This is a genomic window from Silvania sp., assembly GCF_051656365.1.
GTDB classification, from domain to species: domain Bacteria; phylum Pseudomonadota; class Gammaproteobacteria; order Enterobacterales; family Enterobacteriaceae; genus Enterobacter; species Enterobacter hatchlandensis.
The window spans coordinates 109,837-136,490 of record NZ_JBOGBT010000040.1 but is presented as its reverse complement, the minus strand read 5'-3'; the positions used below and the strand labels follow the sequence as shown (position 1 = coordinate 136,490).

The 26,654-nt window shown below is 55.4% G+C and carries 25 protein-coding genes, 2 tRNA genes and 1 pseudogene; 20 read left to right on the top strand and 8 right to left on the bottom strand.

Features of this window, described 5'->3' with window-relative positions; translation table 11 throughout:
• Positions 1 to 30 precede the first annotated feature (30 nt).
• Together ACRDD5_RS08955 and dkgB are read left to right on the top strand one after the other, a co-directional pair.
• Positions 31 to 107, top strand: a tRNA-Asp gene (locus ACRDD5_RS08955).
• 163 nt (positions 108 to 270) lie between these two features.
• Complete coding sequence (gene dkgB, locus ACRDD5_RS08950; protein WP_438676543.1) at positions 271 to 1,074, top strand: 2,5-didehydrogluconate reductase DkgB; 804 nt, start codon at positions 271 to 273, stop codon at positions 1,072 to 1,074.
• 1 nt (position 1,075) lies between these two features.
• Here dkgB and yafC read toward each other — a convergent pair.
• Positions 1,076 to 2,007: pseudogene (gene yafC / locus ACRDD5_RS08945) on the bottom strand (DNA-binding transcriptional regulator YafC).
• 104 nt (positions 2,008 to 2,111) lie between these two features.
• Here yafC and ACRDD5_RS08940 point away from each other — a divergent pair.
• The 3 genes from ACRDD5_RS08940 to ACRDD5_RS08930 all read left to right on the top strand — a co-directional run bounded on the left by ACRDD5_RS08940 (position 2,112) and on the right by ACRDD5_RS08930 (position 5,075).
• Positions 2,112 to 3,287 carry an MFS transporter gene (locus ACRDD5_RS08940; RefSeq protein WP_438676542.1) on the top strand — a complete coding sequence of 392 codons (1,176 nt, stop codon included), beginning with the start codon at positions 2,112 to 2,114 and terminating at the stop codon, positions 3,285 to 3,287.
• A 139-nt stretch (positions 3,288 to 3,426) separates the two neighbouring features.
• Positions 3,427 to 4,227 (top strand): endonuclease/exonuclease/phosphatase family protein, encoded by an 801-nt coding sequence (locus ACRDD5_RS08935; protein ID WP_271280769.1) that lies wholly within the window; start codon positions 3,427 to 3,429, stop codon positions 4,225 to 4,227.
• 77 nt (positions 4,228 to 4,304) lie between these two features.
• The gene (locus ACRDD5_RS08930) at positions 4,305 to 5,075 is read left to right on the top strand and encodes a class I SAM-dependent methyltransferase (protein ID WP_438676541.1); all 771 of its coding nucleotides are present in this window, start codon (positions 4,305 to 4,307) and stop codon (positions 5,073 to 5,075) included.
• A gap of 51 nt (positions 5,076 to 5,126) precedes the next feature.
• Here the strand turns inward: ACRDD5_RS08930 and mltD are convergent, their stop codons facing one another.
• Positions 5,127 to 6,494 carry a murein transglycosylase D gene (mltD, locus tag ACRDD5_RS08925; protein ID WP_438676540.1) on the bottom strand — a complete coding sequence of 456 codons (1,368 nt, stop codon included), beginning with the start codon at positions 6,492 to 6,494 and terminating at the stop codon, positions 5,127 to 5,129.
• A gap of 71 nt (positions 6,495 to 6,565) precedes the next feature.
• Complete coding sequence (gene gloB, locus ACRDD5_RS08920; RefSeq protein WP_438676539.1) at positions 6,566 to 7,321, bottom strand: hydroxyacylglutathione hydrolase; 756 nt, start codon at positions 7,319 to 7,321, stop codon at positions 6,566 to 6,568.
• A 31-nt stretch (positions 7,322 to 7,352) separates the two neighbouring features.
• Here gloB and ACRDD5_RS08915 point away from each other — a divergent pair, with 31 nt between their 5' ends.
• Entirely contained in the window at positions 7,353 to 8,069 is a 717-nt protein-coding gene (locus ACRDD5_RS08915; RefSeq protein ID WP_271280773.1) for a class I SAM-dependent methyltransferase, read from the top strand.
• Here the strand turns inward: ACRDD5_RS08915 and rnhA are convergent, their stop codons facing one another.
• Complete coding sequence (rnhA, locus tag ACRDD5_RS08910) at positions 8,070 to 8,537, bottom strand: ribonuclease HI (RefSeq protein WP_438676538.1); 468 nt, start codon at positions 8,535 to 8,537, stop codon at positions 8,070 to 8,072. It abuts the gene before it with no gap.
• A 145-nt stretch (positions 8,538 to 8,682) separates the two neighbouring features.
• Here rnhA and dnaQ point away from each other — a divergent pair, with 145 nt between their 5' ends.
• The gene (gene dnaQ / locus ACRDD5_RS08905) at positions 8,683 to 9,426 is read left to right on the top strand and encodes a DNA polymerase III subunit epsilon (RefSeq protein WP_438676537.1); all 744 of its coding nucleotides are present in this window, start codon (positions 8,683 to 8,685) and stop codon (positions 9,424 to 9,426) included.
• A gap of 130 nt (positions 9,427 to 9,556) precedes the next feature.
• A tRNA-Asp gene (locus tag ACRDD5_RS08900) sits at positions 9,557 to 9,633 on the top strand.
• Positions 9,634 to 9,726: 93 nt separating this feature from the next.
• Here ACRDD5_RS08900 and ACRDD5_RS08895 read toward each other — a convergent pair.
• Both ACRDD5_RS08895 and fadE read right to left on the bottom strand, forming a co-directional pair.
• Entirely contained in the window at positions 9,727 to 10,497 is a 771-nt protein-coding gene (locus ACRDD5_RS08895; protein ID WP_438676536.1) for an amidohydrolase, read from the bottom strand.
• 109 nt (positions 10,498 to 10,606) lie between these two features.
• On the bottom strand, positions 10,607 to 13,051 hold the full coding sequence (fadE, locus tag ACRDD5_RS08890) for an acyl-CoA dehydrogenase FadE (protein ID WP_438676535.1): 2,445 nt from the start codon (positions 13,049 to 13,051) through the stop codon (positions 10,607 to 10,609).
• A gap of 238 nt (positions 13,052 to 13,289) precedes the next feature.
• On the opposite strand from fadE, the gene lpcA reads away from it, so the two are divergent.
• Together lpcA and ACRDD5_RS08880 are read left to right on the top strand one after the other, a co-directional pair.
• Entirely contained in the window at positions 13,290 to 13,868 is a 579-nt protein-coding gene (gene lpcA / locus ACRDD5_RS08885; protein WP_154127537.1) for a D-sedoheptulose 7-phosphate isomerase, read from the top strand.
• Positions 13,869 to 13,913: 45 nt separating this feature from the next.
• Positions 13,914 to 14,681 carry a class II glutamine amidotransferase gene (locus ACRDD5_RS08880; RefSeq protein WP_271280778.1) on the top strand — a complete coding sequence of 256 codons (768 nt, stop codon included), beginning with the start codon at positions 13,914 to 13,916 and terminating at the stop codon, positions 14,679 to 14,681.
• Here ACRDD5_RS08880 and dpaA read toward each other — a convergent pair.
• Positions 14,652 to 15,392, bottom strand: a complete 741-nt coding sequence (gene dpaA / locus ACRDD5_RS08875; protein WP_271280779.1) for a peptidoglycan meso-diaminopimelic acid protein amidase — start codon at positions 15,390 to 15,392, stop codon at positions 14,652 to 14,654. The two genes, ACRDD5_RS08880 and dpaA, sit on opposite strands and share 30 nt — an antisense overlap.
• 423 nt (positions 15,393 to 15,815) lie before the next feature.
• On the opposite strand from dpaA, the gene ACRDD5_RS08870 reads away from it, so the two are divergent.
• From ACRDD5_RS08870 to dinB, 8 genes are all read left to right on the top strand, one after another.
• A complete protein-coding gene (locus tag ACRDD5_RS08870; RefSeq protein ID WP_438676534.1) occupies positions 15,816 to 17,159 on the top strand; it encodes a Na(+)-translocating NADH-quinone reductase subunit A in 1,344 nt (447 codons plus the stop codon).
• 3 nt (positions 17,160 to 17,162) lie between these two features.
• Complete coding sequence (locus ACRDD5_RS08865; RefSeq protein ID WP_438676533.1) at positions 17,163 to 18,401, top strand: NADH:ubiquinone reductase (Na(+)-transporting) subunit B; 1,239 nt, start codon at positions 17,163 to 17,165, stop codon at positions 18,399 to 18,401.
• A complete protein-coding gene (locus tag ACRDD5_RS08860) occupies positions 18,394 to 19,188 on the top strand; it encodes a Na(+)-translocating NADH-quinone reductase subunit C (protein WP_438676532.1) in 795 nt (264 codons plus the stop codon). Before ACRDD5_RS08865 ends, ACRDD5_RS08860 begins: the two co-directional genes overlap by 8 nt.
• The gene (locus ACRDD5_RS08855) at positions 19,181 to 19,819 is read left to right on the top strand and encodes an NADH:ubiquinone reductase (Na(+)-transporting) subunit D (RefSeq protein WP_271280783.1); all 639 of its coding nucleotides are present in this window, start codon (positions 19,181 to 19,183) and stop codon (positions 19,817 to 19,819) included. The genes ACRDD5_RS08860 and ACRDD5_RS08855 overlap by 8 nt, the downstream gene beginning before the upstream one ends.
• A 6-nt stretch (positions 19,820 to 19,825) precedes the next feature.
• Positions 19,826 to 20,422, top strand: coding sequence for an NADH:ubiquinone reductase (Na(+)-transporting) subunit E (gene nqrE / locus ACRDD5_RS08850; RefSeq protein WP_271266459.1), 597 nt, complete (start codon positions 19,826 to 19,828; stop codon positions 20,420 to 20,422).
• An 11-nt stretch (positions 20,423 to 20,433) separates the two neighbouring features.
• A complete protein-coding gene (nqrF, locus tag ACRDD5_RS08845; protein WP_271280784.1) occupies positions 20,434 to 21,657 on the top strand; it encodes an NADH:ubiquinone reductase (Na(+)-transporting) subunit F in 1,224 nt (407 codons plus the stop codon).
• Between the two features lie 2 nt (positions 21,658 to 21,659).
• Complete coding sequence (gene nqrM / locus ACRDD5_RS08840; RefSeq protein ID WP_438676548.1) at positions 21,660 to 21,860, top strand: (Na+)-NQR maturation NqrM; 201 nt, start codon at positions 21,660 to 21,662, stop codon at positions 21,858 to 21,860.
• Positions 21,861 to 21,970: 110 nt separating this feature from the next.
• Positions 21,971 to 23,029, top strand: coding sequence for a DNA polymerase IV (dinB, locus tag ACRDD5_RS08835; protein ID WP_271280863.1), 1,059 nt, complete (start codon positions 21,971 to 21,973; stop codon positions 23,027 to 23,029).
• A gap of 94 nt (positions 23,030 to 23,123) precedes the next feature.
• Here the strand turns inward: dinB and pepD are convergent, their stop codons facing one another.
• On the bottom strand, positions 23,124 to 24,581 hold the full coding sequence (gene pepD / locus ACRDD5_RS08830) for a cytosol nonspecific dipeptidase (protein WP_438676531.1): 1,458 nt from the start codon (positions 24,579 to 24,581) through the stop codon (positions 23,124 to 23,126).
• A 260-nt stretch (positions 24,582 to 24,841) separates the two neighbouring features.
• On the opposite strand from pepD, the gene gpt reads away from it, so the two are divergent.
• Both gpt and frsA read left to right on the top strand, forming a co-directional pair.
• Complete coding sequence (gene gpt, locus ACRDD5_RS08825) at positions 24,842 to 25,300, top strand: xanthine phosphoribosyltransferase (protein ID WP_271280788.1); 459 nt, start codon at positions 24,842 to 24,844, stop codon at positions 25,298 to 25,300.
• 97 nt (positions 25,301 to 25,397) lie between these two features.
• Positions 25,398 to 26,642, top strand: coding sequence for an esterase FrsA (gene frsA, locus ACRDD5_RS08820; RefSeq protein ID WP_438676530.1), 1,245 nt, complete (start codon positions 25,398 to 25,400; stop codon positions 26,640 to 26,642).
• Positions 26,643 to 26,654 lie beyond the last annotated feature (12 nt).

Here is a 26,654-nt window from a genome sequence, read left to right as displayed (position 1 = left end):
AATAAACCGGTGGTTACAGAAGTCTTCGGTGGAGCGGTAGTTCAGTCGGTTAGAATACCTGCCTGTCACGCAGGGGGTCGCGGGTTCGAGTCCCGTCCGTTCCGCCACTTATTGAAAGCCCTGAGCTAACGCTCAGGGCTTTTTTCTTGCCTGTCGTTCAATTATTGCTATAAACGCAAAAATCCTCTGCTTAATCGCCTCTTTTTTCACATAACCACAGCATAGATAATCCTCTTAGTTAACAAACACGACAAAGAAAAGAGGAATTCAATGACTATCCCTGCATTCGGTCTCGGCACTTTCCGCCTGAAAGACGAGGTTGTTATCGCATCCGTTAAAAATGCACTCGAACTGGGTTACCGTACAATTGATACGGCGCAGATCTACGATAACGAAGCTGCCGTCGGTCAGGCAATCGCAGAGAGCGGCGTCCCGCGCGATGCGCTATTTATTACCACCAAAATCTGGATTGAGAACCTGAGCAAAGAGAAATTAGTTCCCAGCCTGATAGAGAGCCTGAAAAAACTGCGTACCGATTACGTTGATCTCACCTTGATCCACTGGCCATCGCCAGATGATGCGGTTGAGGTAGAAGAGTTCATGTCAGCGTTGCTGGCAGCGAAAAAGCAGGGTCTGACCCGTGAAATTGGGATCTCAAACTTCACTATCCCATTGATGGAAAAGGCTATTGCTTCGGTGGGCGCAGAAAATATCGCGACGAATCAGATCGAGCTTTCACCTTATCTGCAGAACCGTCAGGTGGTGGAATGGGCCCAGCAGCACGGCATCCACATCACCTCATATATGACGCTGGCGTACGGTAAGGCACTGAAAGACGAAACTATTCTGCGTATTGCGGCAAAACATAGCGCAACCGCTGCACAGGTTATTCTGGCCTGGGCGATGGGAGAAGGGTATGCCGTGATCCCCTCTTCAACCAAACCGGAAAATCTGGCAAGCAACCTGCTGGCACAAGATCTACAGCTGGATCAGGAGGATAAAAAAGCGATCGCCGCTCTCGATTGCAACGATCGCCTGGTGAGCCCGGAAGGCCTGGCACCGAAGTGGGATTAATTTAACCCTCCCTCTGTACGCTTAACCCTCTTACAGCTCCTTCGGGAGCTGTTTTACATGCTCACTCAGAAAGTCGATAAACGCCCGGATCCGGGTACTCACCGCTCTGTCGCTGTAATAGACCGCGCTAAAGGGCATCTCGACCGGCAGCCGTTTATCCGCCATCAGCTCTACCAGTTCGCCCCGCGCAATTTCCTTATTAATCATATAATCCGACAGGCAGGCGATGCCGTTCCCGGCCAGACACAGCTGCTTTAGCGTCTCTCCACTGTTCGAAGAAAGACCGCTGGTCACTTCATGCAGCTGCCCATCATGGCAGGCGAGGGGCCAGATATTCAGTGACACCGGCTCTGTAAAACCCAGACACAGATGCTCTTTTAACTCCTCAATCGTCTTTGGCTGCCCAAAACGGGCTATGTACGCCGGAGACGCGATAATTTTCCGATAGCTGGCGAACAGCGGGCGGGCCCGCAGGCTTGAATCGGTCAGCGTACCGGCGCGGATCGCCACATCCACTTTGCGCTCAATCAGGTTGATAAACGTCTCAGATGAGACCAGTGAAAGCGTCATTTCCGGGTAACGTTCGCGGAAAGGCTTAATCAGCGGCATCAGGAAATGCAGTACGACGGGCGTGGCTGCATCAATTCGCAATAATCCCCGTGGCGTACTGCGTGTCTCCATAATTTCTGTTTCAGCGGCAGCCATCTCCTGCAAAATAGACTGAACCCGACGAAAATACCGCTCACCTTCTTCGGTCAGGCTAAGCTGACGCGTGGTCCGGTTAAGCAGGCTGACCCCCAACTTCATCTCCAGCTTTTTGACCGACCGGCTCACCGCCGAGTTGGCCTGTCCCAGCTGCTCTGCGGCCCGACTAAAGCTGCCGCTTTCAACGACGGCGACAAAGATCGCCAGTTCTTCAGAGGTTGCTTTCATTGTTGCTTAATCCGCAAAATTGTATTGATACTTTGAGCATTTTTGTTATTTAAACACTGGCGCATACTGCGTGTCATCTTAATCCTGTTTATACGGAGTTTTATATGCCTCTGGCACTCCTTGCCCTGACCATCAGTGCTTTTGCAATCGGCACTACCGAATTTGTTATTGTCGGTCTGGTACCGACCATCGCCGACCAGCTTGCTATCTCGCTACCTTCTGCGGGTCTGCTGGTTTCTATTTATGCTCTCGGGGTGGCTATCGGAGCGCCGGTACTCACCGCAATGACCGGTCGTCTGCCGCGTAAACAGCTGTTGATGGGATTGATGGTCCTCTTCACTGCCGGCAATATTCTTGCCTGGCAGGCGCCTGATTATTCGACGCTGATCGTTGCCCGCCTGTTAACTGGGCTGGCTCACGGCGTCTTCTTCTCCATCGGCTCGACAATCGCGACAAGCCTGGTGCCAAAGGATAAGGCGGCCTCGGCCATTGCCATTATGTTTGGTGGGTTAACCGTCGCGCTGGTCACCGGCGTCCCGCTGGGTACCTTTATCGGGCAGCATTTTGGCTGGCGTGAAACCTTCCTTGCCGTCTCTCTGCTTGGGGTGATCGCGTTAATAAGCAGCCTGGTACTGATCCCGTCTAATATTCCGGGACGTGCGGCAGCGACCTTGCGCGACCAACTGAAAGTACTGACGCATCCACGCCTGCTGATGATCTATGCCATCACTGCGCTGGGTTACGGCGGCGTGTTCACCGCCTTTACTTTTCTGGCGCCGATGATGCAGGAGCTGGCCGGGTTCTCTCCGAGCGCGGTAAGCTGGATCCTGCTGGGATACGGCGTGTCGGTGGCGATAGGTAACGTCTGGGGCGGTAAGCTGGCCGATAAACATGGCGCAGTTCCAGCACTGAAGATCATTTTTGCTGCGCTGGTTGTTCTGCTGCTGGTCTTCCAGTTCACTGCATCCATGCAGTATGCCGCGCTGGCCACGGTACTGGTGATGGGGATTTTTGCCTTCGGTAACGTGCCGGGGTTACAGGTTTACGTGGTGCAAAAAGCAGAATTGTATACGCCAAACGCTGTGGATGTGGCTTCCGGATTGAATATTGCCGCGTTTAACGTCGGTATCGCGCTGGGGTCTATTATTGGCGGCCAGACGGTAGAACACTTTGGCCTGTCGCAAACGCCGTGGATTGGTGCGGTTATCGTTCTCGCGGCATTTTTGCTGATTGGTTTGAGTGGTCGCCTGGATAAACCGGCTCGCGTTGCGCTCGGATAAGTTCGCAGTAAGCACTTGCTTACACAACCGAAAAGCGGATTCTCGGTAATTGCGTTGAAAGTGTGAGCTGAAAACCCTATAACAATAGAACCCGTTCCATTTCCTGGACGGGTTTTGGTGATAGAGGTCGTTTCAAACAGTGCGAAAAAATACCTATGCTATGCGCTATATTGCCGGACAGCCTGCGGAGAGAATCTTACCTCCGGGGTCGTTTGCGAGCATCGGGCAGGCATTACCCGCCGGGGCCCCGTTAAGTAGTGATGCAAAAATACGGGTTCTGGTCTGGAATATTTTTAAGCAGCAGCGCGCAGAATGGCTGTCTGTCCTGCAGAATTTCGGCAAGGATGCGCATCTCGTGTTGTTGCAGGAAGCACAAACCACGCCGGAACTGGTAAGGTTTGCGACCACTAACTATCTTGCCGCAGACCAGGTTCCGGCATTTGTTCTGCCTCAGCACCCGTCGGGGGTGATGACCCTCTCTGCCGCCCATCCGGTTTATTGTTGCCCGCTGCGGGAACGTGAACCGATCCTGCGGCTGGCTAAATCTGCGCTGGTCACCGTCTACCCGCTGCCGGATACCCGTCTGTTGATGGTGGTGAATATTCACGCGGTCAATTTCAGCCTTGGTGTGGATGTTTACAGTAAGCAATTGCTCCCTATTGGCGATCAGATCGCCCATCACAGTGGTCCGGTAGTGATGGCCGGAGATTTCAATGCCTGGAGCCGTTCACGCATGAATGCGCTTTATCGCTTTGCACGTGAGATGTCGCTGCGCGAAGTCCGTTTTACCGATGACCAGCGTCGAAAGGCGTTTGGCCGTCCTCTCGATTTTGTCTTCTATCGTGGTCTGAACGTTACTGAAGCCTCAGTGCTGGTCACCCGCGCGTCCGATCACAATCCGCTACTCGTCGAATTCAGTCCCGGCAAACCTGAGAAATAAAGGTCGGTCAGGTCTGCCATGGGGCAGGCCTGCGCAGGTGCTGCCCTTTATTTTCCAACAAACCGAAGGACAGCAAGATGACAACACAGTCCCATCACGATAACGTCGAAAAACAGTTTGGCTCTCAGGCAAAGGCCTATCTCACCAGCACGGTTCATGCATCCGGGCGCGATCTGGTTCGTCTGGCAGAAAGGCTGGCCGATTTTCCCAATGCTTGTGTGCTCGACTTAGGCTGTGGTGCTGGTCATGCCAGCTTTGTGGCGGCGCAGCAGGTCGCTCAGGTAACGGCATACGATTTATCCAGTCAGATGCTGGAGGTTGTGGCAGAGGCCGCCAAAGAGAAAGGGCTGGAAAATGTTGCAACCCGGCAGGGGTATGCAGAATCCTTACCCTTTGACGATCAATCGTTTGATGTCGTCATCAGTCGTTACTCCGCTCACCACTGGCATGACGTCGGCCAGGCGCTGCGTGAAGTTAAGCGGGTGCTGAAACCGGGTGGGACGGTGATTATTATGGATATCATGTCGCCGGGTCATCCGGTTCGTGATGTGTGGTTACAAACGGTCGAAGCGCTGCGCGATACGTCGCATGTGCGCAACTATTCCAGCGGCGAGTGGTTATCGATGTTCACCGATGCCGGGTTGATTACGCGATCGCTGCAGACCGACAGATTGACCCTTGAGTTTTCATCGTGGATTGCGCGCATGCGCACGCCTGAAGCGTTGAGCCAGGGGATTCGTCTGTATCAGGAGAGTGCCTCCGCCGAGGTAAAAGCCTATTTTGAGCTGCAGGAAGAGGGCTCATTCACCAGCGATACGATCCTGGCAGAAGCCCAGAAAGCAGGATAAACAAAAAAGGCACCGGGGGAATCGGTGCCTTTTTGATATCGGTCTCTGAAATCAGGAATCCGGCGTCGCGTTGTTCTTCACAAACAGCGTGATCCGATCGCCAGGCTGCAGGTTGTCAGTATCGCTGTTCCAGCGCATCACATCTTTGATGTTCACACCGTGACGCTTCGCAATACTGGAGAGCGAATCACCTTTACGCACACGATAGGTAATACTATCGTTGTTGCTGGCGAGACGCTGCGCGCTTGTACCCGCGCCAACCGTCAGGTCCTGACCCACTTTCAGTGAAGAGCCGCGCAGATTATTCCACTGCTGCAAATCCTTCGTGCTCACGCCAAGACGTGATGCGATGCCTGAAAGCGTATCGCCTGAACGTACCTGATAGCTACGGCTGTTAACCGGTGAATTATCGGCGATCAGCGTAGACTGAACCGCAGCAATTTCACCCGAAGCCAGCGATACGCGTAGCTGTTCAGCGTGTTTCTGTGGCACCAGGACATACTTCGGCCCGTTGGCACCAAGCGTAGAGCCTTTAACACCTGCATTAAAGGCCTTCAGTTTGGTGACCGAGATGCCCGCCATATCCGCAATCTGTTTCAGTTCAACAGGATTGTTAAGACGCACTCTCGCCAGCGCACGACTTTCATCCGCAGTCGGCAGCTTCACGCCGTACTGTTTGCTGTTCTTGAGAATATCACTCAAAGCCAGCATCTTCGGTACGTACAGCTTAGTTTCCCGTGGCAGTGGAAGCGACCAAAAGTCGGTGGGCTTGCCCCGTGCTTTATTCGCTTTCATTGCCTTCAGTACACGACCCTCGCCGCTGTTATACGCAGCGACAGTAAGCAGCCAGTCACCGTCGAACATCTTGTTCAGACGTTGCATCATGTCGAGAGCGGCAGTCGTCGAAGCGACCACATCACGACGCGCATCATAGCTGCGGGTCTGTTTCAATCCATAATTTCGCCCAGTGCTCGGTATGATCTGCCAAAGCCCTGCGGCATTGGCACCAGACGTTGCGTGCGGGTCAAAAGCGCTCTCCACTATGGGTAGTAGTACCAGTTCCATAGGCATGTTACGTTTCTTAACTTGCCCTGCTATCCAGTACATATACGGCTCTGCCCGTAAAGTTACATCGTGGAGATAGCTCTTATTGCTTAAATACTTCTGTTTCTGTTCGCGAATCCGGTTGTTATCCGGAATTCCCATCTTTAGCTCGTCGCCAATAGAGGCCCACAAGTCTTGATCCTGTGCGAAAGACGTCCCATCGTCTGCCCATCGCGATTGACTTGTAAACTTCCCTGCTTCCCCTTGACCAGCTGCAGAAAGGCTCTGTGCGTGCTGTTGTACGTTGCCGGCGTTTTGAGACGCCTGGCAACCCACAAGCAGGACAGAGGCGAGTAATATCGCTTTTGCCTTCATGTGTGTGTCAATAGTTGCTTAAAAGACGAGCGATGATAACGACGAATTTTTCAAAAGGCAACCCGCAATTGTCAGAACACGTCTTTCTTTGCCCTTAACCACGCAAAACGGTCCTCAGGTTGTTGCATATTTGTTTCTTCGTTAATTTTATTAATTAAATCAATATCATTGGTTCTTAAAAATAAATTTGTTTTACGCTCATTTTTCAGAGTTACGGGGAGTGTGTTTTGTTGTTTTGCACGTAACTCCTTCACTTTAAGGTAATAATCCTCAATTGCGCGATCCTCTGGCAGGATGTGCCTCGCAAACTTCATATTTGCTAAAGTGTATTCATGCGCGCAACAAATCAAAGTATCGTCAGGAAGCGCATTTATTTTCTGGAAGGACTGGTACATCTGGGTTGGCGTGCCTTCGAACAACCGACCACAGCCGCCAGAGAACATCGTATCGCCACAGAAAAGATAAGGAAAACTGAAGAACGAAATATGTCCGGAAGTGTGACCCGGTGTGGCAATTACAGAAAATTCCAACATAAGAATGACGATCTTTTCGCCATCTTCAACTACGCGCGTTACCCCTTTATCTTGTGTCTCTGCCGGTCCGTAAACCCCCAGATGCGGAAATTTCGCCCGCAGTGCCGCTACGCCACCGACGTGATCGCGATGGTGGTGAGTCAGCAGAATCGCCTCCGGCTGCCACTGGTTGTCTTCAATGGCGTTTAATACCGGTTCAGCCTCGCCCGGGTCGACAATAATGCAACGACCTTCATCATTGGTTAAAACCCAGATGTAATTGTCCTGAAAAGCAGGAATACTGATAAGATTCATACATTACCTCTCATAGCGTGGCGAGTGTTTGATGAAACCGGCAAGGATACCTCAGATTGTTATCGCACCGGAACACTGGGCGGAATTGCCCTGGGGCGAATACTATCGCGAAGCGCTTGAGCAGCAGCTTAAGCCCTGGTTTGCGAAAATGTATGGTTTTCACCTGCTTAAGATTGGCAATCTGAGCGCGGAAATCAACTCGGAAAGCTGCGCGATTTCACATCAGGTCAATGTCTCGCTAGGGGGAGAACCGGTGCAGGTCAAAGCCGATCCGCTGCATCTGCCGTTTGCTGAAAAATCCGTTGATGCTTGCCTGCTGGCGCATTCATTGCCGTGGTGCGAGGATCCGCATCGTTTATTACGCGAGGCCGACCGGGTGCTGATTGATGACGGATGGCTGGTGATCAGCAGCTTTAATCCGATGAGTTTGATGGGTATGCGCAAGCTGGTGCCGGTGCTGCGCCGCACGCCGCCTTACAACAGCCGCATGTTCACTCTGATGCGTCAGCTGGACTGGCTCTCGCTGCTCAACTTTGAGGTGATGCACCAGAGTGGTTTTCAGGTCTTGCCGTGGACGCGGCAGGGCGGGAAGATGCTCAGCACCCATTTTCCGGCACTGGGCTGCATGCAGGTGATCGTGGCGCGCAAGCGAACGGTCCCTCTTACGCTCAACCCAATGAAGCAAAGTAAATCCAGGACGCAGCTGCGTGCCGCCGTGGGCGCCACGCGCCAGTATCGTAAGCCCTGATCAGGCTTCCGGCTTATAGCCTACATCTTCATGCTGTGGATTCATGGCCGCCGCGCGCGCCAGCTCGTCGCAACGTTCGTTTTCAGGGTGACCGGCATGGCCTTTTACCCACTCCCACTGGATCTTATGCTCGCTGAGCGCCGCATCCAGGCGCTGCCAGAGATCAACATTCTTAACCGGTTTTTTATCGGCCGTTTTCCAGCCGCGCTTTTTCCAGTTATGGATCCACTGGGTGATCCCCTGGCGCACATACTGGCTGTCCGTGCTCAGCACCACATCACAGTGCTCTTTCAGGGCCTCGAGCGCCACAATCGCCGCCATTAACTCCATGCGGTTATTGGTGGTCAGGTGATAGCCTTCATTGAAGGTTTTTTCATGTTCGCGATACCGTATGATCGCACCGTAACCCCCGGGGCCCGGATTGCCGAGGCAAGAACCGTCGGTGTAAATTTCTACCTGTTTACGCATCCTGGCAGACATCCTGTAATGAAAACGGCAAGTCTGACATAAATGGCCGTCCTCAGCACAGCAAAATAGAGGCGCGGCGAATTAGCCCTTGAAGGCCCGGCCAGGTTGTTTACAATATCGCCGTTGAAAAGAACAGGCCTACAGAATGAGCATTGCAGACACACTTAGCGCTGACAGGATCATCGTCCTCGATACCGAAACCACCGGTATGAATCAGATCGGTGCCCATTATGAAGGGCATAAAATCATCGAGATCGGTGCCGTCGAGGTTATCAACCGCCGTCTGACGGGGAATAACTTTCACGTTTACCTGAAACCGGATCGGCTGGTGGACCCGGAAGCCTTTGGCGTTCACGGCATCGCAGATGAATTCTTACTGGATAAACCCACCTTTGCTGACGTCGCCGATGAATTCATCGAGTACATCAAAGGTGCCGAGCTTGTCATCCATAACGCCTCGTTCGATATCGGCTTTATGGACTACGAGTTTAACAAGCTCAACCGTGGCCTGCCAAAGACCGACACCTTCTGTAAGGTGACGGACAGCCTGGCGATGGCGAGGAAGATGTTCCCCGGCAAGCGTAATAGTCTGGATGCGTTATGCTCGCGCTATGAAATAGATAACAGCAAGCGAACGCTGCACGGGGCACTGCTCGATTCCCAGATCCTGGCAGATGTCTACCTGCTGATGACCGGCGGTCAGACCGCGCTGTCGTTTAGTTCTGACAGCGACGCGCAGCAGCAGCTTAATGAAGGCGGGATCCAACGCATTGTCCGTCAGGCAAATGCCTTACGCGTTATTTTAGCCAGCGATGAAGAGCTCATGGCGCATGAATCTCGCCTGGATCTGGTGCAAAAGAAGGGCGGAAGCTGCCTCTGGCGCGGATAAATGCGGCTGAAGTGCTGACAAAATAAGCGTATGGCGCAATTTTGCAGCAAGTGATTCAAAAGCAGAGAAAAAGCATTGACGGGATCGGAGGCAAACCGTAATATCTGCCTCGTTCCCAACGGAACACAGTGGAGCGGTAGTTCAGTCGGTTAGAATACCTGCCTGTCACGCAGGGGGTCGCGGGTTCGAGTCCCGTCCGTTCCGCCACTATTCAAAAGGCCTGAGTCAGAAATGACTCAGGCCTTTGTCGTTTCAGCACGTCATGAAATCGGGCAGACGCATGCGCTGCCCGTTATGTCATTACCCGATGCTAAACGGATCTGCATCCTGCCAGGCAGGAAACTTCTCCCGATACTCTCTAAGCGCCGTCAGCGACAGCTCTGCGTCAATGCGTGTGGCATGATGTGGCTCAGCGGTGGCAATAATCTCGCCCTGCGGGTTAATTACCCGGCTGTCACCACGATAGTGATGACCATTGCCATCGGTGCCTACCCGATTGCAGCCTGCGACATACGCCTGGTTCTCAATGGCGCGCGCCGTCAGCAGCGCCTGCCAGTGCAGCGATCGCGGTGCTGGCCAGTTAGCGACATACAGCGCAAGGTCGTAATCGTTGCGGTTACGCGACCACACCGGGAAGCGCAGGTCATAGCAGACCAGCGGCAGAATGCGCCAGCCGCGCCACTCAAACACCAGCCTTTCGTTGCCCGCTTCATAGTGCTGATGCTCGTCGGCCATGCGGAACAGGTGGCGTTTGTCGTAGAAATGCACCTTGCCCTCTGGCTCAACCAGCAGAAATCGGTTTACCGGCCCGCGCTCGGTCTGCAGCGCTGCGCTACCCGCGACTAACGCCTGGGTTTGCTGCGCTTTGGTCTGCATCCAGGCGACGACATCGTCCTGCGGCATCGACTTCTTTGCCGCCTCCATGGCGAAGCCGGTGGTGAACATCTCTGGCAGGATAATAATGTCGCGCCCGACTATCCCTTCCAGCTGACGATCGAAATGGCGCAGGTTGGCGGGACCATCCATCCACACCAGCGGTTGTTGCAAAAGCGTAATCTTCAAACCAGGCACAGTAAGACTCCTCGAAGGACCACATTTTCACACTGTAGCACGACAATTAGACAAAAGGGTGGCAATAAAAAACCCCGCACGAGGCGGGGTTGATGGGCACTGATGGGGGTCATGCGGCTTCAGGTTTGCGGATGTTCTCCGCCAGCTTTACCGGCTGTGTCGCCAGTTCATCAGCCTCGAAGTCATCCACGTTAATGCTGCGCAGACGGCTCTCTTCGGCCTTAATCAGCAGGCCAGCTTCGTCCTGGCTGATAATACCGCCCGCCAGCGCGTTTTTTGCCAGCTCGTCCAGGCGGGTAAACGGCAGGTTTTTACCCAGCTGTTTACAAATTTTCTGATGAATCGGGTCGGCCGCCATCACGTCCAGCAGCGCCTCTTCCAGCAGACCGACCGGGTTGTGCTTACTCGGGGTCAGATACTGGCCGCGACCAATACGGGAACGGGTGGCACTCGGAACCTGCAGGATCTTCGCCACTTTATGATCCAGCTTATCGGACGGTGCCAGATAGTGACGACCGGTCGGGAAGATAGCCATGCGCAGCGCACCTGCCACCAGACGATTCGGGAAGTTGACCAGCAGATCGTCAATCGCCTGTTCCGCCTGATACAGCGCATCCTGCACACCCCAGTGAACCAGGGGCAGATCGGCCTCATGACGGCCTTCATCGTCGTAGCGTTTCAGCACCGCTGAGGCGAGGTAAATCTGGCTCAACACATCGCCCAGACGCGCGGAGATACGTTCCCGACGCTTCAGGCTGCCGCCAAGTACAGCCATCGACACATCAGAGAGCAGCGCAAGGTTGGCGCTCAGACGGTTCAGATGCTGGTAGTAGCGGCGGGTCGCATCGCCGGTTGGCGTGGCGCTGGTCAAACCGCGGGTCAGACCCAGCCAGAAGCTGCGCACTTTATTGCTGCCCACATGGCCAATGTGTTTGAACAACAGTTTATCGAAGGCATCCACATCGTTATTCTGCGCGGCGTCCATCTCTGCCAGCACGTACGGATGGCAGCGGATGGCACCCTGACCGAAGATCATCATGCTTCGGGTCAAAATATTTGCCCCTTCTACGGTGATGGCAATCGGCGCGCCCTGATAGCCGCGGGCCAGGAAGTTGCCTTCGCCGAGCATAATGCCTTTACCGCCGGCGATATCCATCGCATCAATGATCGATTGCTGCGCACGGTGGGTACAGTGATACTTCACGATGGCTGACAGTACCGCCGGTTTTTCGCCGAGCATAATTCCGTAAGTAATCAGCGACGCCGCAGCATCCATCACATAGGCATTGCCCGCGATACGCGCCAGCGGCTCTTCAATCCCTTCCATCTTGCCGATGGAGATTTTGAACTGGCGGCGGATATGGGCGTATGCACCGATCCCCATTGCCACTGATTTCAGACTGCCGGTTGAGTTTGACGGCAGGGTAATGCCGCGACCCACGGACAGGCATTCCACCAGCATGCGCCAGCCCTGACCGGCCATTTTCGGACCACCAATGATGTAATCAATCGGCACGAAGATATCTTCGCCACGGGTTGGGCCGTTCTGGAACGGTACGTTCAGCGGGAAGTGGCGACGACCAATCTCAACGCCCGGTGTGGAGGTTGGGATCAGCGCACAGGTAATGCCCAGATCCTCTTCATCGCCCAGCAGTTTGTCCGGGTCAGAGAGTTTAAAGGCCAGGCCCAGTACGGTGGCAATCGGCGCCAGCGTAATGTAGCGCTTGTTCCAGGTCAGGCGCATACCCAGCACCTGTTCCCCCTGCCACTCGCCCATACAGACCACGCCGGTATCCGGAATGGCACCCGCATCGGAACCCGCTTCCGGGCTGGTCAGCGCGAAGCACGGAATTTCCAGACCGCGGGCCAGACGCGGCAGATAATGATTTTTTTGCTCTTCGGTGCCGTAATGTTGCAGCAGTTCGCCCGGGCCTAATGAGTTCGGCACGCCGACGGTGATGGCGAGGATCCCGGAGACGCCCGCCAGTTTTTGCAGCACACGCGCCTGAGCATAAGCAGAGAACTCCAGGCCACCGTACTCTTTCTTAATGATCATCGCAAAGAAGCGATGTTCTTTCAGATACGCCCACAGTTCCGGCGGCAGATCGGCCATTTCATGGGTGATCTGGAAGTCGTTTGCCATGCGGCAGGCTTCTTCAACCGGACCGTCGATAAACGCCTGCTCTTCAGCAGTCAGACGCGGCTGTGGATAGTTGTGCAGCTTTTTCCAGTCAGGATTCCCCTGGAACAGCTCGCCTTCCCACCAGGTGGTGCCCGCGTCGATCGCCTCTTTTTCAGTGCGCGACATCGGCGGCATCACTTTGCGGAAACCGCGAAAGACCGGCAAGGAAATCATCGACTTACGCATGGAGGTGATGTTGAACGGCACCAGCATAATCGCCAGCGGAACCAGCAACCAGATATTCCAGATGCCGCTTACGCCAAGCGCAGCGGTCCACGCCAGTAAAATAAGGCTGCTCAGAAGCAAGCTGACCCGGTGATAGAACAGCACGCCGAGCAGAACAACAGTTAAGAAAATACTGAGAATCATCATAGAAAAAAGCTCCCTGTCTTGTAGGAGGTCTGACCACTTGTGATGATATGGTTGTAGTGGATGTTATTTCTTTTAGCAATGTATTCACAAAATAATTACAACCTGGTTCACATTGTTCAGGTTTTGCCCGGCACAAAAAAACAAAACGGCCGTCGTTTCCCACGCCTTTAGCTTCTCGCTTTTACCGCTATCCGGTAAACTTGCTGGGTTATTTCATCAATACTGAAGGATTATCCTCATGTACCAGGATCTTATTCGTAACGAACTGAACGAAGCGGCGGAGACGCTGGCTAACTTTCTGAAAGATGAAGCCAATATTCATGCGATTCAGCGCGCGGCGGTCCTGCTGGCCGACAGCTTTAAAGCGGGCGGTAAAGTGATCTCCTGCGGCAACGGTGGCTCCCACTGTGACGCCATGCACTTCGCCGAAGAGTTAACTGGCCGTTATCGTGAAAACCGTCCGGGCTACCCGGCCATCGCCATCTCTGATGTCAGCCACATCTCCTGTGTGGGCAATGATTTCGGTTACGATCACATCTTCTCACGTTATGTCGAAGCCGTGGGCCGTGAAGGGGATGTTCTGCTGGGGATTTCTACCTCTGGCAACTCCGCCAACGTGATCAAAGCGATTGAAGCCGCGCGTGAGAAGGGGATGAAAGTGATCACCCTGACCGGCAAAGACGGCGGCAAAATGGCGGGTTCTGCGGATATCGAAATTCGCGTGCCTCATTTCGGTTACGCTGACCGTGTTCAGGAAATTCACATCAAAGTGATCCATATCCTGATCCAGTTAATCGAAAAAGAGATGGTTAAGTAAGACTTCGCCGGGGGCGCATTGCCCCCGCAGTTGTGGAGGTGATGTATGTGCGAACTGCTCGGGATGAGCGCCAATGTGCCGACCGATATCTGCTTTAGTTTCACCGGGCTGGTGCAGCGCGGTGGAGGAACCGGGCCGCATAAAGACGGCTGGGGCATTACCTTCTACGAAGGGAAAGGCTGTCGCACGTTCAAGGATCCACAACCCAGCTTTAATTCGCCAATCGCCAAACTGGTGCAGGATTATCCGATTAAATCCCGCTCGGTGGTGGCCCATATTCGTCAGGCCAACCGGGGCGAAGTGGCGCTGGAGAATACCCATCCGTTTACCCGCGAGCTGTGGGGACGCAACTGGACCTACGCCCATAACGGCCAGCTGACAGGCTATAAGACACTTGAGACCGGCAATTTTCGTCCGGTAGGTGAAACTGACAGTGAGAAGGCGTTTTGCTGGCTGCTGCATAAGCTGACCGAGCGCTATCCGCGCACGCCGGGCAATATGACCGCAGTATTTAAATACATTGCCTCTCTGGCGTCTGAGCTGCGCGAGAAGGGCGTATTTAACATGCTGTTGTCGGATGGGCGGTACGTGATGGCGTTCTGCTCGACGAACCTGTTCTGGATCACCCGGCGGGCGCCGTTCGGCGTGGCAAAACTGCTGGATCAGGACGTGGAGATTGATTTTCAGACCGAAACCACACCAAACGATGTGGTGACGGTAATTGCCACTCAGCCGCTGACGGGCAATGAAGCCTGGCAAAAAATCATGCCAGGCGAGTGGATCTTATTTTGTCTCGGGGAGCGCGTAATTTGACGCCAGCTGGGGCTGGACGACTTCGTGGCTCAGCGGCTTGCTGACCACGTAACGTCCGTCTACCACCGAGACCGTCGGCGGCTTATGCGTCTGCTGGAAGTAGTCATAACCCGGCTTCAACTGCTTCCAGAAATCCGCGTAATACGACGTTCTGTGGCGCTGCATATTGGTGTCAGTCATGCGGAACGGATAGATGCTTACCTGCACGGCAGACTGCCCGAAGACCAGCGCACCCGTGACAAACTGGAAGATCTCATCAATGCCGTTATCGGTCATCGCATAACAACCCACTGACACGCACGCGCCGTGGATCATCAAATATTTACCGTCATAGCCGTGCGCGCGGTCATAGGCATTCGGGAAACCGATGTTGATGGCTTTATAGAAGCGGCTGTCGGGTTTGAGCTGGTTACGCTGAACGCTATAGAATCCTTCCGGGCTTTTGAAATCGCCCTGACGCTGTTTCGGACCCAGGCCGCCGGAGTAATTGCAGATTTTATAGCTGTCCAGCAGCTGATACGTCTCACCCATCTTCACAAACAGGTCTAACGTGCGCTCTTCCTTAAAGATCTGGATATAGACCGGAGAGCCCATCAACTGCTGTTTGTATTCTTTACTCACCGGCGTCGTGGAGCTGTTGCTGCTGAGCAGCCCTGCAAACGAAACGCACGGAATAAGAAGCATCGCAATGAACAATGCGATTTTACGCATACAACATGTTCCTTGATAAAACATAACCAACTTGCCAGGACGGCAAAAGAGACCCGAAATAAGATTTATCTGTATCAGGGCTGCTCACATTAGCACCACTGCATTTTTTCGCAAGGGTCAACGTGTCGGTTTACAAAATAGTTTCACCTTATAACCTGGATTGGCGGCGCTGGCTTTGAGAACTTTGCGCAATAGCTCGCATTTTACTCCCCTGCCGCTGCGTTATCCGTGCCGCCCGATGGGTGAAAATGCTACACTGCGCCGGTCTTAAGACCGAAGGTCAAGAAAGGAAGCTTTTCTCAGGATCGCACGATCCAGCTGGTCATTGGGGTGAGTTCCCGCCGCCTTTCTTCTCCTGTGCAACGATGTTTACCTATCCGGCTTTCCGACCGGGACTGTTGTTCATGGATACTAACTAACATTATGATTAAAATCAGAAAAGGACTTGATTTGCCCATTGCGGGCATCCCCGTCCAGCAGATTTTACCGGGCGCATCACCGCGTCATGTGGCGATTCTGGGGGATGACTACATCGGTATGCGTCCCACCATGTTGGTGCAGGAAGGCGACCGCGTGATGAAGGGTCAGGCGCTGTTTGAGGATAAAAAAAATCCCGGCGTCATTTTCACCGCACCGGCAAGCGGCTCGGTGATTGCTATTCATCGTGGCGAGCGTCGGGTGCTGCAGTCGGTCGTCATCCGTCTTGAAGGCGATGAGCAGCGCGAGTTTGCCCGCCATGATAGCGCCGATTTGGCTACGCTCAGCCGTGATGCGGTGCAATCGCAGCTGCTTGAATCCGGACTCTGGACGGCGCTGCGTACCCGTCCTTACAGCAAAACCCCGGTGCCCGGCACCGTTCCTGCCGCTATCTTTGTCACCGCGATGGACACCAATCCGCTCAGCGCCGACCCGCAGCCGATCATTCTGGCTCAGCGCCAGGCGTTTGACGCCGGGCTGACGGTGCTCACGCGGTTGACGGACGGTAGAGTCCACGTCTGCCAGGCCAATGGCGGCAAGCTTGGCGGTCATCCGCAGGGTAAAGTGACCTTTAATACCTTTACCGGGCCGCATCCGGCGGGGCTGGTGGGGACGCACATCCATTTTCTTGAAGCGGTCAGTCAGACGAAGCAGGTCTGGCATCTCAACTATCAGGACGCGATCGCCATCGGCACACTGTTCACCACCGGGCAGCTGTGCACCGAGCGGGTGATTGCCCTGGGCGGCCCACAGATGCGCAACCCGCGACTGGTGCGTACCTGCCTTGGGGCGGATATTAATGAACTGCTGGTGGCCGAAACCGAGGACGGCGATAACCGTCATATTTCGGGCTCAGTGTTGAGCGGCAGACAGGCGATGGGTGCACAGGCGTATCTCGGGCGTTTCCATCTGCAGGTCTGTGTGGTGAAAGAGGGGCGCGAAAAAGAACTGTTCGGTTGGGTGATGCCGGGCAGAGAAAAATTCTCTGTGACCCGTACTACGGTGGGCCATTTCCTGCGTAACAAGCTGTTCAACTTCTCAACGGATACAAACGGCGGCGAGCGGGCAATGGTGCCTATCGGCAACTACGAACGCGTGATGCCGCTCGACATTCTGCCGACGATGCTGCTGCGCGATCTGCTGGCGGGCGATACCGACAGCGCCCAGGCGCTGGGCTGCCTTGAGCTGGATGAAGAAGATCTGGCGCTATGCACCTACGTTTGCCCGGGTAAATACGAGTACGGACCCGTATTGCGCGAGGTGTTAACCCGCATTGAGCAGGAAGGATAACTGATGGGCCTGAAACATCTCATTGAAAAACTGGAGCCGCATTTTACCCACGGCGGCAAGCTGGAAAAGTATTACCCGCTGTTTGAAGCGACCGCCACGCTCCTCTATACGCCCGGCCAGGTCACCAAAGGCGCCGCGCATGTGCGTGACGCCATCGACCTGAAGCGCATGATGATCCTCGTCTGGTTCGCCGTCTTCCCGGCCATGTTCTGGGGGATGTACAACGTCGGGTTGCAGACCATCCCGGCGCTGCATCATCTGTATGACACCCAGCAGCTGCAGCAGGTTATCGCGGGCGACTGGCACTACCGGGTCGCGCAGATGCTCGGCGTCAGCTTTGCTGCCGACGCTGGCTGGATCAGCATGATGACGCTGGGGGCAGTCTACTTCCTGCCCATTTATCTGACGGTATTTCTGGTCGGCGGCTTCTGGGAAGTGCTGTTTGCCATCGTGCGTAAACATGAGATCAACGAAGGCTTCTTTGTCACCTCGATCCTGTTTGCCCTGATTGTCCCGCCGACGTTGCCCCTGTGGCAGGCGGCCCTGGGGATCAGCTTTGGCGTGGTGATCGCCAAGGAGATCTTCGGCGGCACCGGGCGTAACTTCCTCAATCCGGCGCTGGCCGGACGTGCGTTCCTGTTCTTTGCCTACCCGGCGCAAATTTCCGGCGATCTGGTCTGGACGGCGGCGGACGGGTTCTCTGGCGCTACGCCACTTTCGCAGTGGGCTGCCCACGGCGGTGAAGCACTGGTTAATAACGCGACCGGTCAACCGGTCAGCTGGTTTGATGCGTTTATCGGCACCATCCCGGGCTCGATCGGTGAAGTCTCCACGCTGATGATCCTGATTGGCGGCGCCATTATTCTGTTTGGCCGCGTCGCTTCCTGGCGCATTGTAGCGGGCGTCATGCTCGGCATGATCCTCACCGCAACGCTGTTTAACTTGATCGGTTCGACCACCAATCCGATGTTCGCCATGCCGTGGTACTGGCATCTGGTGCTGGGGGGCTTCGCCTTCGGGATGATGTTTATGGCCACCGACCCGGTTTCCGCATCTTTTACCGACAAAGGCAAATGGTGCTACGGGGCGTTGATCGGCGGGATGTGCGTGCTTATCCGCGTCGTCAACCCGGCCTATCCGGAAGGGATGATGCTGGCGATCCTGTTCGCCAACCTGTTTGCACCGCTGTTCGATTACCTGGTGGTGCGTGCCAACATCAAACGGAGGAAGGCGCGTGGCTGAGATAAAAAATAATGACAGCATCGGCAAGACGCTGCTGGTGGTCGTGGTGCTGTGTCTGGTCTGCTCCATCGTGGTGGCGGGTTCTGCCGTGGGCCTCAAGTCCCGCCAGCAGGAACAGCGCGCACTCGATAAGCAGCGCAACATCCTTGCGGTCGCTGGACTGATGCAGGGTGAAATGAGCGCCGATGATGTGGCGCAAACCTTCGCCGCCCGCATTACGCCGCGGCTGGTGGATCTGGCAACCGGCGAGTTGCTCGACCGCGATCCGTCTACGTATAACCAGTCACAGGCGCTGAAAGATCCACAGCGTAGTACCGAACTGGAGGCCAGCCAGGATCCAGCAGGCATCAAGCGCCGCAGCAACACCGCCGAAATTTATCTGGTGCGCGATGAACAGCAGCGCGTGCAGGAGATAGTCCTGCCGGTTTACGGCAACGGGCTGTGGTCCATGATGTACGCCTTTGTTGCCCTCGACACCGATGGCCGTACCGTCAAGGGCATCACGTATTACGATCAGGGCGAAACCCCGGGGCTGGGCGGAGAAATCGAAAATCCGGCCTGGCGGGCACAGTTCATCGGCAAAAAAGTGCTGGATGACAAAGGCCAACCCGCGCTGAAGGTAATGAAAGGGGCCGCGCGTCCGGGCGATGAGTATGCTGTCGATGGCCTGTCGGGCGCCACGCTGACCTCCAACGGCGTGCAGCACAGCTTTACCTTCTGGATGGGCGAGATGGGTTTTGGACCCTTTCTTAAAAAGGTACGTGAAGGAGAGCTGAACAATGGCTGATGCGAGCGAACTGAAAGAAGTTAAACGGGTACTTATCGGGCCGCTGATTGCCAATAACCCGATTACCCTGCAGGTGCTGGGGGTCTGTTCGGCGCTGGCGGTGACCACCAAACTGGAAACCGCCGTGGTCATGACCCTGGCGGTAACGCTGGTGACGGCGTTTTCCAGCATGTTTATCTCAATGATCCGCCACCACATCCCCAACAGCGTGCGCATCATCGTGCAGATGGCGATCATCGCCTCGCTGGTGATCGTGGTAGATCAGCTGCTGCGAGCGTTTGCCTACGAAACCTCAAAACAGCTGTCGGTGTTTGTGGGCCTGATCATCACCAACTGTATCGTGATGGGGCGCGCAGAAGCTTATGCCATGAAAATGCCGCCGCTGGCCAGCTTTATGGACGGTATAGGTAACGGCCTCGGTTACGGGGTGATCCTGCTGACGGTCGGTTTCCTGCGCGAGCTGATCGGCAGCGGCAAGCTGTTCGGCATTACCGTGCTTGATACCGTACAAAACGGTGGCTGGTATCTGCCAAACGGCCTGTTCCTGCTGGCACCCAGCGCGTTCTTCATTATCGGTTTGCTGATCTGGGCGGTGAGAACCTGGCGTCCTGAACAGCAGGAAAAGGAGTAACCGACGATGGCTCATTACCTTAGCCTGTTTGTGCGTGCGGTATTTGTCGAAAACATGGCGCTCGCGTTCTTCCTCGGGATGTGTACCTTCCTCGCAGTGTCCAAAAAAGTGTCGACGGCGTTCGGCCTGGGCGTTGCCGTGACGGTGGTGCTGGGGCTGGCCGTCCCGATCAACAACCTGGTGTTTAATCTGGTGTTGCGTGACGGGGCGCTGGTCGACGGTGTTGATCTGAGCTTCCTCAACTTCATTACCTTCATCGGGGTGATTGCGGCGCTGGTGCAGATCCTCGAGATGATCCTCGATAAGTACTTCCCGTCGCTTTACACGGCGCTGGGGATCTTCCTGCCGCTGATCGCAGTGAACTGCGCCATCTTTGGCGGCGTGTCGTTTATGGTGCAGCGTGACTACAACTTCACTGAGTCGGTGGTGTACGGTTTCGGTTCCGGGATCGGCTGGATGCTGGCCATCGTCGCCATGGCGGGACTGCGCGAAAAAATGAAGTATGCCAATGTGCCGGCCGGGTTGCGCGGCTTGGGGATCACCTTTATCACCACCGGTCTGATGGCGCTGGGCTTTATGTCCTTCTCCGGTGTGCAGCTGTAAGGGCAAAAAGTATGGAAATTATTCTTGGCGTGGTGATGTTCACGCTGATCGTGCTGGTGCTCTCAGGACTGATTCTTCTGGCGCGATCGAAGCTGGTGAACGCCGGCGATGTGATCATCGAGATCAATGACGAAGCGGATAAGCAGATCCGCGCGCCTGCGGGCGACAAGCTGCTGAACACCCTCTCCGGAAAGGGCATTTTTATCTCTTCTGCCTGCGGCGGCGGTGGCTCCTGCGGGCAGTGCCGGGTCACGGTGAAAGAGGGCGGGGGGGATATCCTGCCGACGGAGCTGTCGCATATCAGCAAGCGTGAGGCGAAAGAGGGCTGTCGGCTTGCCTGCCAGGTGGCAGTGCGCCAGAACATGAAGATTGAACTGCCGGAGGAGATCTTCGGGGTGAAGAAGTGGCAGTGCGAGGTTATCTCCAACGATAACAAAGCCACCTTCATTAAAGAACTCAAGCTGCGGGTGCCAGATGGCGAAGACGTGCCGTTCCGTGCCGGGGGCTACATTCAGATCGAGTGCCCGGAACATACTGTCGCGTACAAAGACTTTGACGTGCCTGACGAGTACCGCGGCGACTGGGATAAATTTAACCTGTTCCGCTTTGTCTCGGAGGTAAAAGAGCCCACGCTGCGCGCCTATTCAATGGCGAACTACCCGGATGAAAAGGGCATCATCATGCTTAATGTGCGTATCGCCACGCCGCCGCCGAATGTGCCGGACGCCCCACCGGGGATCATGTCATCGTATATCTGGTCGCTGAAAGCGGGCGATAAAGTCACTATTTCCGGACCGTTTGGCGAGTTCTTTGCCAAAGAGACCGATGCCGAAATGGTCTTTATCGGCGGCGGCGCCGGGATGGCACCGATGCGCTCGCACATTTTCGACCAGCTTAAGCGCCTCGGCAGTCAGCGTAAAATCAGCTTCTGGTACGGAGCGCGCTCGCTGCGCGAAATGTTCTATCAGGAGGAGTTCGAACAGCTGGCGCGGGACAACCCGAACTTTAGCTTCCACATTGCGCTGTCCGATCCTTTGCCGGAAGACAACTGGACCGGCTACACCGGGTTCATTCACAACGTACTGTATGAAAACTACCTGAAGCAGCACGCCGCCCCGGAAGACTGTGAGTTCTACATGTGCGGGCCGCCAATGATGAACGCTGCGGTGATTAAGATGCTGCATGATCTCGGTGTGGAAGATGACAACATCATGCTCGATGACTTCGGAGGCTGATGATGGTGACCTTTTTGCTGACCTTTGCGGTGTTTGTGCTGGTGATCTTCGCCATGTCGCTTGGCTGGCTGATTAAGCGCAAGAGCATTCAGGGCAGCTGCGGTGGGATCGCCTCGCTGGGGCTGGAGAAGGTTTGCGATTGCCCGGAGCCCTGCGACGCGCGTAAAAAGCGTATGGAACGTGAAGCCCGGCGGATCCTGTAAATTGTCCCCCAAGCCCGGTATGACGACCTCATCGCCGGGCTATTTCACCACGTGCTTCTCAATCTTCATCTGCCACTGTATACTTATCCAGTGAAATGTGAGGGCTTACTATGCGCAAAATCATCCATGTTGATATGGACTGTTTTTTTGCGGCGGTGGAGATGCGTGATAATCCGGCGCTGCGGGATATTCCGATTGCCATCGGCGGGAGCCGCGTAAAGCGCGGGGTGATCAGCACTGCGAACTATCCGGCACGCAAATTTGGCGTACGCAGCGCCATGCCCACCGCGATGGCGCTCAAGCTCTGCCCGCATCTCACCTTATTGCCCGGGCGCTTTGAGGCGTACAAAGAAGCCTCCCACCATATTCGGGACATCTTCTCCCGCTATACCTCCCTGATTGAACCCCTGTCGCTGGACGAAGCCTATCTCGACGTTACCGACAGCCTGCACTGCCACGGCTCCGCCACGCTGATGGCGCAGGAGATCCGCCAGACCATTGCCCGGGAGCTCAACCTCACCGCCTCGGCGGGCATCGCACCGGTCAAGTTTCTGGCCAAGATCGCTTCGGATCTCAACAAGCCTGACGGCCAGTACGTCATCACCCCTGATGAGGTTCCGGCATTTATAAAAACGCTCTCTCTTGGCAAAATTCCCGGCGTCGGCAAAGTGTCTGCGGCAAAGCTCGAGAGCATGGGCCTGCGCACCTGCGAAGACGTGCAAAACAGCGATCTGGCGATGCTGCTTAAGCGCTTTGGCAAGTTTGGTCGGGTGCTGTGGGAGCGCAGCCAGGGGATTGATGAGCGTGGGGTCAATAACGAGCGGCTGCGTAAATCGGTGGGCGTAGAACGCACGCTGGCCGAGGACATTCATGACTGGGCGGACTGCGAAACGATTATTATCGAACAGCTTTACCCGGAGCTGGAACGGCGGCTGGCAAAGGTTAAACCGGATCTGCTGATCGCCCGTCAGGGCGTCAAACTCAAGTTCAACGACTTCCAGCAAACCACCCAGGAACACGTCTGGCCGCGGCTGAATAAAGAGGATTTAATTGCGACGGCGAGGAAAGCCTGGGAAGAGCGGCGGGCAGGGCGGGGAGTTCGTCTGGTGGGGTTACACGTCACGCTGCTGGATCCGCAGCTGGAGCGCCAGCTTGTATTAGGGCTGTAAAAAAGCCCGGTGGCGTTAACGCATACCGGGCCTACAAAGACCGCTTAACCTGTTAGCCCGGCAAACGTAGCGCCGCCGGGCCACAGACGGCTGGTTACTTCACCGGAATAGCTTTCAGCAGCTCGGTCAGCAGGGTCCAGTAATGGCCCACGCTTTCGATATGCACCTGTTCATCCGGGGAGTGCGGACCGGTAATGGTTGGCCCGATAGACACCATGTCCATCTCCGGGTACGGCTTCTTGAACAGACCGCATTCCAGACCGGCGTGGATCACCTGAATGTTCGGCGTGCTGTTGAACAGACGCTGATAGGTTTCACGAACCAGCGCCATCACCGGCGAGGTCGCGTCCGGCTGCCAGCCCGGGTAGCTGCCCTTGGCGGAAGTTTTCGCGCCAGACAGTTTGCCCAGTGATTCCAGCATGCTCACCACGTACTCTTTTCCGCTGTCGATCAGGGAGCGGATCAGGCAGATGATCTCTGCGCTGTCGTCACCCATGGTCACGACGCCGACGTTCAGGGAAGTTTCTACCACGCCTTTCGCCACATCAGAGTTGCGGATCACGCCGTTTGGCGTGGCGTTCAGCAGCTGAACAAAGCGGTCGCGGGACTGTTCAGTCAGCGCGGCTTTATCCGTGGTGACCGCTTCAAGAACCACGTTCAGGTTCTTCTCTTTCGCTTCCAGCTCGTTTTTCAGGATCTCCAGATAAACGGCAGACAGGCTTTTCAGCGCATCGACTTTATCTGCCGCAACCGCCACGGTAGCAAAGGCTTCACGCGGGATCGCGTTACGCAGCGTACCGCCGTTGAAGTCCACCAGACGCAGATCCAGCTCAGCAGCATGACCGGCCAGGAAGCGGGCCAGCAGCTTGTTGGCATTGCCCAGACCTAAGTGAATATCACCGCCGGAGTGACCGCCTTTCAGCCCTTTCAGCGTCAGCTTATAGGTCTGGAAACCGGCCGGGATCGCTTCGCGGGTCAGCGGCAGTGTAGAGATAAAGTCGATACCGCCGGCGCAACCCATGTAGATTTCGCCTTCCTCTTCGGAATCGGTATTGATCAGGATGTCAGCCTGCAGCCAGTTCGCCTTCAGACCAAACGCGCCATCCATACCCGCTTCTTCGGTCATGGTCAGCAGCACTTCCAGCGGACCGTGCTCAACGCGATCATCCGCCAGCACCGCCAGCGCAGAGGCCATCCCGATGCCGTTGTCGGCGCCCAGCGTGGTGCCGCGGGCTTTGATCCACTCACCGTCGATGTACGGCTGAATCGGATCTTTAGTGAAGTCGTGGACAGTGTCGTTGTTCTTCTGTGGAACCATGTCCAGGTGCGCCTGCAGCACAACCGATTTACGGTTTTCCATGCCTGCGGTAGCAGGTTTACGGATCAGAATATTGCCAACCTGGTCACGCTCGGCATGCAGGCCCTTTTCCTTCGCCCAGCCCATAATGTGTTCGGCAAGCTGTTCTTCGTGATAAGACGGGTGAGGGATGGAGCAGATCTTGGCAAAAATATCCCACAGCGGCTGTGGCGATAGTTGAGACAGTTCAGACACAGTAAGTCTCCTTGTCGATGCCCTGCAGACAGTGTTGCAGGTCACGGGGTTAGCGGGTTTAGAGTCACCACAAGTCAGACTTGCGAGGTGGGGTTGAGAATACCACTTTCTCTGGCTGCTGGTAGGGGTAAGCAAGTAAAAACTCTGCGCTGAACCGCTTAGCACTGGTTTTTAGTGCTTCAGATCTCTATAATCTCGCGCAACCATTTTCCCCCTCGAACACTTTTTAAGCCGTAAATAAACAGGCTGGGATATTTCACATGAGCGAAAAATACATCGTCACCTGGGACATGTTGCAGATTCACGCACGCAAGCTGGCAAGTCGTCTGATGCCTTCTGAACAGTGGAAAGGCATCATTGCCGTTAGCCGTGGCGGTCTGGTACCGGGCGCATTACTGGCACGCGAGCTGGGTATTCGTCATGTCGATACCGTGTGCATCTCCAGCTATGACCACGACAACCAGCGCGAGCTGAAAGTGCTGAAACGCGCAGAAGGCGACGGCGAAGGTTTCATCGTGATTGATGACCTGGTCGATACCGGTGGCACTGCGGTGGCAATCCGTGAAATGTACCCAAAAGCGCATTTCGTCACCATCTTCGCTAAGCCTGCTGGTCAGCCGCTGGTGGATGATTATGTGATTGATATCCCGCAGGATACCTGGATTGAACAGCCGTGGGATATGGGCGTGGTCTTCGTACCGCCAATCTCTGGTCGCTAATCCTCACATTTTTAACGCCCGGCACCGCCGGGCGTTATTGTTTTCGTCCCTGCCGCGTTACAATAGCCTCCTCTGACGTATCTATAGAGGCAGCGCAATGACCCAGGCGAATCTCAGCGAAATTCTGTTTAAACCCAAATTCAAGCACCCGGAAACCTCGACGCTGGTTCGTCGTTTCAATCCTGGCGTCCCGCCTGCAGTGCAATCCACGCTTGATGGAAAAAACATCCCGCACTGGTACCGCATGGTCAACCGCCTGATGTGGATCTGGCGCGGTATCGATCCCCGTGAAATTCTGGATGTGCAGGCGCGTATCGTCATGAGCGACGCCGGGCGCACCGATGAAGGGCTCTACGACACGGTCGTGGGCTATCGCGGCGGCAACTGGATTTACGAGTGGGCCACGCAGGCGATGGTCTGGCAGCAAAAAGCCAGTCAGGAGCCGGATCCCCTGTTGAGCGGTAAGCACTGGCTGCACGCCTCCAATCTCTACAGCATCGCCGCCTATCCGCATCTGAAAGGTGACGAACTGGCGGAGCAGGCGCAGGCGCTGGCGAATCGTGCCTACCAGGAAGCGGCCCAGCACCTGCCTGGCCGGATGCGCGAAATCAGCTTTACCATCCCAGGCGGCCCGGCGGTCACCGGTTTTCTGCATATGCCCGATGGCGACGGCCCGTTCCCGACGGTGATGATGTGTGGCGGCCTCGATTCCCTGCAAACCGATTATTACAGCCTGTATGAGCGCTACTTCGCACCGAAGGGGATGGCGATGTTGACCCTCGACATGCCCTCGATCGGCTTCTCGTCGAAGTGGAAGCTGACGCAGGATTCCAGCTTACTCCATCAACATGCCCTGAAGGCGCTGGAACAAAACCCGTGGGTGGATCACACCCGGGTGGCGGCGTTTGGCTTCCGCTTTGGTGCCAATGTGGCGGTGCGTCTGGCGTATCTCGAGTCGTCGCGGCTGAAAGCGGTAGCGTGTCTGGGGCCGGTAGTACATGCATTATTAAGCGACCCCGTTCGCCAGGGCAGCGTGCCGGAAATGTACCTCGACGTGCTGGCCAGCCGTCTGGGGATGCACGATGCCTCAGACGAGGCGCTGCGCGTGGAGCTTAATCGCTATTCGCTGAAGACTCAGGGCCTGCTGGGCCGACGCTGCCCGACGCCGATGCTGTCCGGCTTCTGGAAAAACGATCCGTTCAGCCCGGAAGAAGAATCCCGTTTAATCACGTCGTCATCTGTCGATGGCAAGCTACTGGAAGTGCCGTTCAGTCCGGTATATGAGAATTTTGACAAGGCATTGAAGCAGATCACACGTTGGATCCATCAGAGATTGTGTTAGAAGATTGCTAAT

What these genes read in the sequence shown, in the direction of transcription:
- dkgB (WP_438676543.1), top strand. Translation starts at nt 271, where the DNA reads ATGACTATCCCTGCATTCGGTCTCGGCACTTTCCGCCTGAAAGACGAG.
- ACRDD5_RS08940 (WP_438676542.1), top strand. Translation starts at nt 2,112, where the DNA reads ATGCCTCTGGCACTCCTTGCCCTGACCATCAGTGCTTTTGCAATCGGC.
- ACRDD5_RS08930 (WP_438676541.1), top strand. Translation starts at nt 4,305, where the DNA reads ATGACAACACAGTCCCATCACGATAACGTCGAAAAACAGTTTGGCTCT.
- mltD (WP_438676540.1), bottom strand. Translation starts at nt 6,494, where the DNA reads ATGAAGGCAAAAGCGATATTACTCGCCTCTGTCCTGCTTGTGGGTTGC.
- gloB (WP_438676539.1), bottom strand. Translation starts at nt 7,321, where the DNA reads ATGAATCTTATCAGTATTCCTGCTTTTCAGGACAATTACATCTGGGTT.
- ACRDD5_RS08915 (WP_271280773.1), top strand. Translation starts at nt 7,353, where the DNA reads ATGAAACCGGCAAGGATACCTCAGATTGTTATCGCACCGGAACACTGG.
- rnhA (WP_438676538.1), bottom strand. Translation starts at nt 8,537, where the DNA reads ATGCGTAAACAGGTAGAAATTTACACCGACGGTTCTTGCCTCGGCAAT.
- dnaQ (WP_438676537.1), top strand. Translation starts at nt 8,683, where the DNA reads ATGAGCATTGCAGACACACTTAGCGCTGACAGGATCATCGTCCTCGAT.
- fadE (WP_438676535.1), bottom strand. Translation starts at nt 13,051, where the DNA reads ATGATGATTCTCAGTATTTTCTTAACTGTTGTTCTGCTCGGCGTGCTG.
- lpcA (WP_154127537.1), top strand. Translation starts at nt 13,290, where the DNA reads ATGTACCAGGATCTTATTCGTAACGAACTGAACGAAGCGGCGGAGACG.
- ACRDD5_RS08880 (WP_271280778.1), top strand. Translation starts at nt 13,914, where the DNA reads ATGTGCGAACTGCTCGGGATGAGCGCCAATGTGCCGACCGATATCTGC.
- dpaA (WP_271280779.1), bottom strand. Translation starts at nt 15,392, where the DNA reads ATGCGTAAAATCGCATTGTTCATTGCGATGCTTCTTATTCCGTGCGTT.
- ACRDD5_RS08870 (WP_438676534.1), top strand. Translation starts at nt 15,816, where the DNA reads ATGATTAAAATCAGAAAAGGACTTGATTTGCCCATTGCGGGCATCCCC.
- ACRDD5_RS08865 (WP_438676533.1), top strand. Translation starts at nt 17,163, where the DNA reads ATGGGCCTGAAACATCTCATTGAAAAACTGGAGCCGCATTTTACCCAC.
- ACRDD5_RS08855 (WP_271280783.1), top strand. Translation starts at nt 19,181, where the DNA reads ATGGCTGATGCGAGCGAACTGAAAGAAGTTAAACGGGTACTTATCGGG.
- nqrE (WP_271266459.1), top strand. Translation starts at nt 19,826, where the DNA reads ATGGCTCATTACCTTAGCCTGTTTGTGCGTGCGGTATTTGTCGAAAAC.
- nqrF (WP_271280784.1), top strand. Translation starts at nt 20,434, where the DNA reads ATGGAAATTATTCTTGGCGTGGTGATGTTCACGCTGATCGTGCTGGTG.
- nqrM (WP_438676548.1), top strand. Translation starts at nt 21,660, where the DNA reads ATGGTGACCTTTTTGCTGACCTTTGCGGTGTTTGTGCTGGTGATCTTC.
- dinB (WP_271280863.1), top strand. Translation starts at nt 21,971, where the DNA reads ATGCGCAAAATCATCCATGTTGATATGGACTGTTTTTTTGCGGCGGTG.
- gpt (WP_271280788.1), top strand. Translation starts at nt 24,842, where the DNA reads ATGAGCGAAAAATACATCGTCACCTGGGACATGTTGCAGATTCACGCA.
- frsA (WP_438676530.1), top strand. Translation starts at nt 25,398, where the DNA reads ATGACCCAGGCGAATCTCAGCGAAATTCTGTTTAAACCCAAATTCAAG.